This is a genomic window from Cereibacter changlensis JA139 (assembly GCF_003034985.1).
Classification (GTDB): domain Bacteria; phylum Pseudomonadota; class Alphaproteobacteria; order Rhodobacterales; family Rhodobacteraceae; genus Cereibacter; species Cereibacter changlensis.
The window spans coordinates 1-7,867 of the sequence record NZ_PZKG01000159.1 but is presented as its reverse complement, the minus strand read 5'-3'; the positions used below and the strand labels follow the sequence as shown (position 1 = coordinate 7,867).

The window sequence follows — 7,867 nt, the reverse complement described above, 5'->3', positions numbered from 1 at the left end:
AGCGTCAGCGGATGGCCATCGCCCGCGCCTGGCGCTGGAGCCGAAGCTGATCATCTGCGACGAGGCGGTCTCGGCGCTGGACGTCTCGGTGCAGGCGCAGGTGATCGCGCTGCTGGACGATCTGCGCAAGCGGCTGGGGATCAGCTTCATCTTCATCGCGCATGACCTGCCGGTGGTGCGCGACGTCGCCGATCAGGTGATGGTGATTCAGCAGGGCAGGGTGGTGGAGCTGGGCCCGGTGGCGCAGATCTTCGACCGCCCGCGTCAGGCCTATACCCAGCGGCTGCTGGCGGCGGGGCTCCACTCTGACCCCAACGTGCAGGCCGAACGCCGCAAGGCGCGGCTGGCGCTGGCCTGAAGCAGGCTGTTGAATATAGGCGGCGGCGGGCGCCTGTCGCTGCCTCCCGGGTGAGCTTCCTGCGCGCGTCGCAAGGGCCGGACAGGTTGCCGGCCGGACGGTTGGCCGTGCAGCGCCAGACCACTTCGACCGATCCGTTCAACACCTTCGGCGGCTTCACCATCCGCGGGGTGGGCGGCAACCGGGTGCAGATGCTGGTCGATGGCTCGCGCATGGCCGAGCGGATCACCGACGGCACGCGCGACTATCTCGACTTCGGCTTCACCAAGCAGGTGGACGTAGTGAAGGGGCCGGCGTCGGTGCTCTGGGGCGCGGATGCGCTTGGCGGGGTGGTGGCGGTGCAGAACCTTGATCCCGAGGACATTCTGCAGGGCCAGAACCGCGCCGGCACCGGACGGTTGGCCTTCGACGGGCTGAATGACGAGACCGCCGTCTCGGTCGCGCTGGCGCAGCAGTTCGGCCCCGATCTCGCGATGATGCTGGGCGTCTCGCATAGCGCGGCTCACGAGGCCAAGCTGTCGAACGCCCGTGATGATGGCAGGATCTATGGATGCCCGCGCAACCTCGATTATGGAGCCACACCCTGCGGCGCGCTGAACCCGGCCGACATCTCGGCCGACCGCCTGCTCGTGAAGGCGGTCTGGACTCCGACCGACCGTCAGCGCTTCGAATTCTCGCTCGACCACCTGCAGCGCGACACCGAAGTGCAGTTCGACAGCGGGCTGGGTCCGGTGCGCTCCACCATGACCGGCCTGCCCACCGGCGAGGTGGTGCATGACTATGACCGGGCGCTCGACGTCGAGCGCAGCCGCTATGCGCTGGAGCACCGCTGGACCGCCGGGCTGGCCTGGCTCGACGAGCTGAAGACCACGCTGGCCTTGGCGCCGCACAGCTACGAGCGGTCCGGGCAGAAATGGAGCACCTCGGCGGCGGGGGCCAGCCTGATTACCCGAGACTCGTTGGCCTATTCCGAGGATTTCATCGAGCTCGACCTGCAGGCCACCTCGCGCTTCCACACCGGCGCGGCGCGGCACGAGGTCACCTGGGGTTTCGACGGCGACCTGACCAAGACGGATTACAGCCGGCTTGACGTGGTCCGCAACCTGACCACCGGGACCACCACCTCGACCCCGGCGGGCGGGTTCAACTTCGCCAATGCCGATACGCGGCGGGCCGATCTCTACCTGCAGGACCGGATCGAGCTCTTGGACGGCGCGCTGGAGCTGACGCCGGGGCTGCGTTACGCGACTTACCGGCTCGATCCGCGCCCGAACGCCGACTATGTGCCGGTGGAAGGGGCGGAGCCGCGGCGGCGCGAGGATGAGGAGCTGTTGAAGAGCCTCGGCGCGCTCTACCGCTTTGGCGGCGGCTGGCAGGTCTGGGGCCATTACGGCGAGGGCTTCAAGATGCCCACGGCGCAGCAGCTCTACACCTCGGTCCCGGGCGCCTTCTTCGACCTGGTGCCGGCCCCCGGTCTGGAGCCGGAACATGTGAAGAGCGTCGAGATCGGGCTGCGGCGCGATCTGGATCGCGGCTTCCTCGGCCTCACCGCCTTCAACGCGGATTACACCAACTTCATCCAGAACTTCTACAACCCGCCGGGCACCTCGGATTACACCTACCGCAACCTGTCGGAGGTCCGGGTCTGGGGGCTGGAGCTGGAGGGCCGCTATTCCTTGACCGACCGGCTGCACCTGACCGGCGCGGCCAGCTGGCAGAAGGGCGAAGAACGCGCCGAGGCCGGCGCCTCCACGACGCCGCACACCGTCTCGCCGCTGACCGGGACGCTGGGGCTCAGCTGGGACGTGCCGCAGCACGGGCTGACGCTGGATCTGGTGGGCACCTTCGCCCAAGCGGTTAAGAAGACCGCCAACGAGACCGATCTCAAGCCGGCGGGCTACGGGGTGATCGACGCCTATGCCGCCTGGGAGGTCTCGACAAGGCGGTGCTGAACCTCGGGGTGCGCAACCTGTTCGACAAGCGCTATTTCGAGGCCTCCGCGGCGAGCTATTCGCAGACCGCCAGCAGCTCGGTCGCAGCGCAGAACCCGATCGAGCTGCAGACCGGCGCCGGGCGGGTGTTCACCGCCTCGCTCGACCTGAGGTTCTGAACCGATGGCCGGCGGGGTGCGACCCACATTGGCCCGCGCCGCCCGGCTGGCCCGCCTCGCGGCGGGCGGCCCGGGGGCCTGGCGCGGGCTGGCGCTCTATGGCGTCGTCCTCGGGCTGAACTTCGCCGGGGTCTGGGTCTCGGTGCGGCTGATCGCTTGGAACAAGGCGTTCTACGATGCGCTGGAGCGGTTCGACGCCACCGAAGCCCTCCGTCAGGTCGGGGTGTTCTTCGCCCTGACGGCGCTGTCGGCCAGCTGCTGGCTGGCGGCGGACTGGCTGCGCAAGGGGCTGCTCATCCTGTGGCGCGGCCGACTGACCGGCCGCGCGCTGGATCTCTGGCTCGGCAACCGGGCCTATTGGCTGCTGCGCCCCGGCTATGGCGCGACGCCGGTGGAGAACCCCGACCAGCGGGTCGCCGAGGATTGCCGGCTCTATGTCGAGCGGCTGCTGGAGTTCACGCTCGACGTGATCTCCGACGCGGTGGCGCTGGTGTCCTATGTCGTGGTGCTCTGGTCGCTGGCCGGCTTCGCGTTGAGCTTTCCCCTGTTCGGCGCCGAGATCGTCGTGCCGCGCTACATGGTCTGGCTAGCGCCGCTCTATGTGCTAGTGGCGACCGGCCTGACCCATTGGCTGGGCCGGCCGCTGAAGCCGCGCTATTTCGAGCGCGAGCGGTTCGAGGCCGATTTCCGCCATGCGCTGGTGCAGCTGCGCGACCGGGCGGATCTGGTGGCGCAATCCGGCGGCGAGGCTGCCGAGCGGCGCCGGCTGGACAGCCGCTTCGCCGATGTGGTGGCGAACTGGCGGCGGCTGATGCGGGCGGAACTGGTGCTGGGCCTGTTCACCCGACCCTATCACCAGACGGTGCTGCGCACCCCCAGCCTCTTCGCGCTGCCGGCCTATTTCGCCTCCGCCGTCACCCTGGGCGGGCTGATGCAGCTGGGCGCGGCCTTTTCCAGCGTCACCACCACGCTGAGCTGGTTCATCTTCGAATATCGCAAGCTGGCGGAATTCGTTGCGGTCTGCGAGCGGCTGGACGGGCTGATCGCCGCCGCCGGCACCCCCCGCGCCGCTGCCGGGCGGGCCGCGGGCGATCCGGCGCGAGGTCTCGGCGGACGGCGCGCTGCGCATCGAGGGGATGCGGCTCGCCACCCCCGAGGGCCGCTGGCTGGCGCCGGTTCCCGACCGGGTGGTGCCGGCGGGACGGGTGCTCCTGATCACCGGGCCTTCGGGCTGCGGCAAGACCACTTTGCTCGCCGCCATCGCCGGGCTCTGGCCCTGGGGCAAGGGGCGGATCACCCGGCCCGCCGGCCGCTTCCTGCTGCTGCCCGCCGGCGCGCCGGTGCTGGGCGATGATCTGGCCGCCGCCGCCTGCCATCCCGATGACCCGGCGCGGCATGACCCGCAGAGGATCCGCGCGGTGCTGACCCGTCTGGGGCTGGGCCACAGGCTGGCGGCCGGAGAAGGGGATGCGGCGCTGGCCGGCCTGTCGATGGGCGAGCGGCAGCGGCTGGGCCTGGCCCGCGGACCCGGCGTGCTGCTGGAGCGCATCGGCCGGGTCGAGACGGTGCAGGAGGCGGAGGGCGAGATCCGGCTCGGCGGCGCCTGCCATGATGCGCGGATCGCGCTCGGCCCGATCGCCGAGGTGGTGGTCGACCGCAGCTCGATCATGCGCGACAAGGTCATGCCGCGCGTCGAGCTGCGCGCGGCAAGTGGCGCGCTGCTGGTCTCCGCCATAGGGCTGGAAGGCCTCGACCCCTTCGAGGCCGCGCTGGAGGGCCTGACCCGCGCCCCCGCCGCCGAGGCCGCCAAGCCGGAGGAGGACCCGGCCCCGGTGCTCGCCGAGGATCATCCCGGCCTCGCCCCCTTCGAGACGCTGCTCGACGCCGGGGCCGAGGTCGCCATCGAACTGGAGCTGCCCGGCCTGCGCCAGATGTGGCGCGGGCGCATCGAGGAGCTTAAGCCGATGATGGGCTTTCTCAACATCATGACCGCGGATTTCCATCTGCACCTGCGCGGCGGGTCGGTCAGCGGCTGGGCCGCAGAACCCGGGCTGCGGTGCGCCCTGGGGCCGGACGGCGCGCCGACCGGGCTCACGCTGCGCTCGGCGGTGCTGTCATGACCGAGATCTTCTGGCAGAGGCCGGCCGGGGAAGCGGGCGACGCGCATCCCCGGTTGATGCAAAGGCTGGCGCGGGCGGAAGCGGTGCTCCTCGGCGAGCGCCACGACCGGGCGGACCATCATCGCTGGCAGCTGCACATGGCGGCGGGGCTCGCGGCGCATCGGCCCGTCGTCATGGGCTTCGAGATGTTCCCGGCCCGGCTTGACCCGGTGCTGGCCGAATGGGTTGCAGGCGGCCTGACCGAGCCCGCGTTCCTCGAGCGCGCCGAATGGGGCAGGGTCTGGGGCTTCGACGCCGCGCTCTATCTGCCGCTGTTCCGCTTCTGCCGCGAGATGCGGATCCCGATGCGCGGGCTGAACTGCCGCCGCGACCTGGTGCGTGAGGTCGGCGCGCTCGGCTGGGAGGGGGTGCCGGAAGCGGATCGCGAGGGGCTGACGCCGGCGCGGCCCTCGCCCGCCGCCTACCGGCGTTTCATTTTCGAGCTCACCGGCGGCGCGTCGCCGACCCGCGCGGCAGCCTCGGTCGAGGATCCCGCCTTCGACCGCTTCCTGCGCGCGCAGGAGGTCTGGGATCGGGCCTTCGCCACGCGCCTCGTCGCCGCGGCATCCTTGCCGACCCGTCCGCTGGTCATTGGCATCATCGGCATGGGCCATCTGCAACAGGGTGGCGGCGTGCCCTGGCAACTGGCCGATCTGGGCATGGACAGGGTGGAGGTGCTGATCCCGCCGCAGGAGATTTAGGGAGCGCGGGTCCACTGCTCTCGCCCGTTCTCCGGCGCGGATCGAAAAGTGATTTCGCTCTGAGGTTCGGGGGGGCAGGCGGTGTGGGCGGGATTGTCCGAAGACCGCATCCCCGGATGCGCAGCGTTGCACCCCAGCCCCTGCGAGGACAGCAGGCCCAGCTTGGTATTCACCGCGAACATCGCCGGCGCCGGTCCTGTGCCCGAATGGCGACAGTTCGGGGCAATTCGCGCTTTCCGACGGGCCAGCTTGTTTTCACCGCTCTGACGGCCTAAGTCTGAAGGCATGATGACGTTCCTTCCTCTGGTCAGGTTCCGGATTTTCTCTGGTTCGCTGCTGACGCGCACTCTGCCCCGGGCAGAGGCGGTCGCCTGCTGACGCCTTTTCCCGGGGCTCACCCTTTCCAAGATCAAGGTCAGCCAGACGGACACCGTCCGTTGAGGAACAGTCATGCATTGCCACCCCACAGCCCCGCAGCCGAAAGGCGAAGCGGCCCTCTTCGACGGCCATTCTTCCGGTAGCCGTCCACGCGCCGGCGGCATGCCGAAGGTGCGCCCGGCCCGCGCCTTGCTCAGCCGCCACGATTACTGGCAGCTGAACGAGCACAGGCGTCGATGCGAAGAGCTGGGCGGCCCCCGCTTCGCGAGGCTCGCCCGGTTGATCCGCGCGAAACTCCTGGATGCGCGGGTCACCGAGGCGGGGGATCTTGCTGCCGACGTGGTCACCGGGACATCCAGGGCGACCTTCGTCCTGGATCACCAGCGACCCGAGACCTGCCAGCTCTATCACTGGTATTATCCCGGCGACGGGAGCAGACCAATGCCGGTTGGCAGCTTTCTGGGCGTCACGCTGATCGGCTTGGCGGTGGGACAGCGCAGGCGCTTCGTCGACGGCAACCGCGCGACAGGCGAAGTGCAGGTTCTGGCTGTCCATCCCCAAGGCAGGACGGGTGCGAACCTATTCGACTGAGCGGCTCTCCGCCCCGGTCAAGCTCAACACAACATTTCAATCGAGGCTATCATGTCCCATTCTTCGCGCCGTGCTCGCACGGTCATCGATTCCGCATTGCTCGAACGGCTGGAAATCCTCGCCGGGGCCGCCATCGCGCGCTTTCCCGACGTGGCTTACCCACTGGTCAACAAACTGACGGCGGCCGAGCTGGTCGAACGGTCCAGCCTGCCGCCCGATGTAGTCACCATCGGCAATGAGGTGCTGTACCGCGATCACCTGACCGCGCGGGACCTGCGCGTCAGACTGTCATGGCCGGAACAGGCCGACATCAGCCAGGGCGTCGTCTCGATCCTCACGCCGGTGGGGGTGGCCCTGCTGGGTCTTGCCGAGGGCGACCAGTTCCAATGGACGACGCGGGCCGGCGCCGAACGCGGCCTGACCGTTCTGCAGGTCGAGCCGTCCCGCGCCACGGCCGAGGCAGAACAGCAATAGCAGAACACCGAACCGCCAACAAAAGGAGGGCAGGAAATGCCCCGCCGGTCCATTCCAGCTTACTGCGCCAATTGCGGCGCGCCCGTGCCACGGTCTGCGGCCGGGCGCTGCCCGTCCTGCCGGGTCAGATTTGCCCCGGCGGGATCGTGGCCGGCGTCAACAACCCGCAGCCCGTCGCAGAGCGGCGACCTCGTTCGGGAACAGGGCTTCGCGCCGTTGCAGCCGACCGGGCCGCTGCCATGAAGCTGGTTCGCAAGCTGCTTGCACCGTTGCTTTTTCTGGGCGGCCTCAGCGCCGTGACGCTTGCGGCCTTCGGCTTGCGCGCGCGTCTGGGCATCGAGCTGCTCGGCGGGCACGGGCGCGACGGGCTGCAGATCGCGGCCTATCTCGGCATCGCGTGGTTGCTGAGCCGGATCACCGATCAGGTCTTCTCGCGAGCGCGGCCCCGCAGCCGGCCGGTCCCGCGGTTGCTCAGCGACCTGTTGTCAGCGCTGTTCTTCCTGACCGCTTTCGTCGCCGGCGCCTTGCTCCTGACCGGGAACAGCGCCGGCAGCGTGCTCGCGGGCTCGGGCGTGGTGCTCGCCCTGCTCGGTTTCGCCATCCGCAATGTGGTCGCCGACACGCTTTCGGGTGTCGCCCTCGGGCTGGAGGCGCCGTTCCGCATCGGCGACTGGGTTGACATCGAGCGCCTCGCCAAAGGCAAGGTGATCGAGATCGGCTGGCGGACTACGCGGCTCATGACGCGCGATTCAACCTATGTGATCCTGCCCAACAGCCAGATTTCGCGACAGCGGATCGTCAACTACTCGGCGCCCCGCAGCGAGTTCCGCGCGCAGCTCGAGGTCACGCTGGGCTACGGAACGACCGCGCGAGAGGCGGCGGAGACGCTGCGCGTGGCGCTGATGCAGACCCCGTTGATCCGGCAGACGCCCCCGCCCGACGTGCGGATGCTTGCCATCGAGCCCGAGGGAATTCGCTACGCGCTGCGCTACTGGGTCGGACGGTTCGATCAGGAGATCGACTGCCGCGATGCGGTCCTGAAAGCGGTGGATGCGGCCCTTCGCCGATCCGGCACCGCTCTGCCGCATCGCCCGAT

The 7,867-nt window shown here is 69.5% G+C and carries 8 protein-coding genes and 1 pseudogene; all 9 read left to right on the top strand.

Annotated elements, in window-relative coordinates; genetic code table 11:
* Positions 1-358 (top strand): annotated as a pseudogene (locus C5F48_RS20265) (ABC transporter ATP-binding protein); the annotation flags it as partial.
* Positions 359-465: 107 nt separating this feature from the next.
* Complete coding sequence (locus tag C5F48_RS20260) at positions 466-2,310, top strand: TonB-dependent receptor domain-containing protein (protein WP_146170670.1); 1,845 nt, start codon at positions 466-468, stop codon at positions 2,308-2,310.
* Positions 2,304-2,468, top strand: a complete 165-nt coding sequence (locus tag C5F48_RS25315) for a hypothetical protein (protein ID WP_170139591.1) — start codon at positions 2,304-2,306, stop codon at positions 2,466-2,468. Before C5F48_RS20260 ends, C5F48_RS25315 begins: the two co-directional genes overlap by 7 nt.
* 4 nt (positions 2,469-2,472) lie before the next feature.
* Positions 2,473-3,822 carry an ABC transporter ATP-binding protein/permease gene (locus tag C5F48_RS20255; RefSeq protein ID WP_107665600.1) on the top strand — a complete coding sequence of 450 codons (1,350 nt, stop codon included), beginning with the start codon at positions 2,473-2,475 and terminating at the stop codon, positions 3,820-3,822.
* A complete protein-coding gene (locus tag C5F48_RS26230) occupies positions 3,716-4,588 on the top strand; it encodes a hypothetical protein (RefSeq protein ID WP_107665599.1) in 873 nt (290 codons plus the stop codon). The genes C5F48_RS20255 and C5F48_RS26230 overlap by 107 nt, the downstream gene beginning before the upstream one ends.
* The gene (locus C5F48_RS20245) at positions 4,585-5,328 is read left to right on the top strand and encodes a ChaN family lipoprotein (RefSeq protein ID WP_107665598.1); all 744 of its coding nucleotides are present in this window, start codon (positions 4,585-4,587) and stop codon (positions 5,326-5,328) included. The genes C5F48_RS26230 and C5F48_RS20245 overlap by 4 nt, the downstream gene beginning before the upstream one ends.
* 450 nt (positions 5,329-5,778) lie before the next feature.
* Positions 5,779-6,297 carry a GreA/GreB family elongation factor gene (locus C5F48_RS20240; protein WP_107665597.1) on the top strand — a complete coding sequence of 173 codons (519 nt, stop codon included), beginning with the start codon at positions 5,779-5,781 and terminating at the stop codon, positions 6,295-6,297.
* A 51-nt stretch (positions 6,298-6,348) separates the two neighbouring features.
* Positions 6,349-6,771, top strand: a complete 423-nt coding sequence (rnk, locus tag C5F48_RS20235) for a nucleoside diphosphate kinase regulator (RefSeq protein WP_107665596.1) — start codon at positions 6,349-6,351, stop codon at positions 6,769-6,771.
* Positions 6,772-7,010: 239 nt separating this feature from the next.
* Positions 7,011-7,867, top strand: an 857-nt coding sequence (locus C5F48_RS20230) for a mechanosensitive ion channel family protein (protein ID WP_107665602.1), incomplete at its 3' end; no start/stop codon positions are given.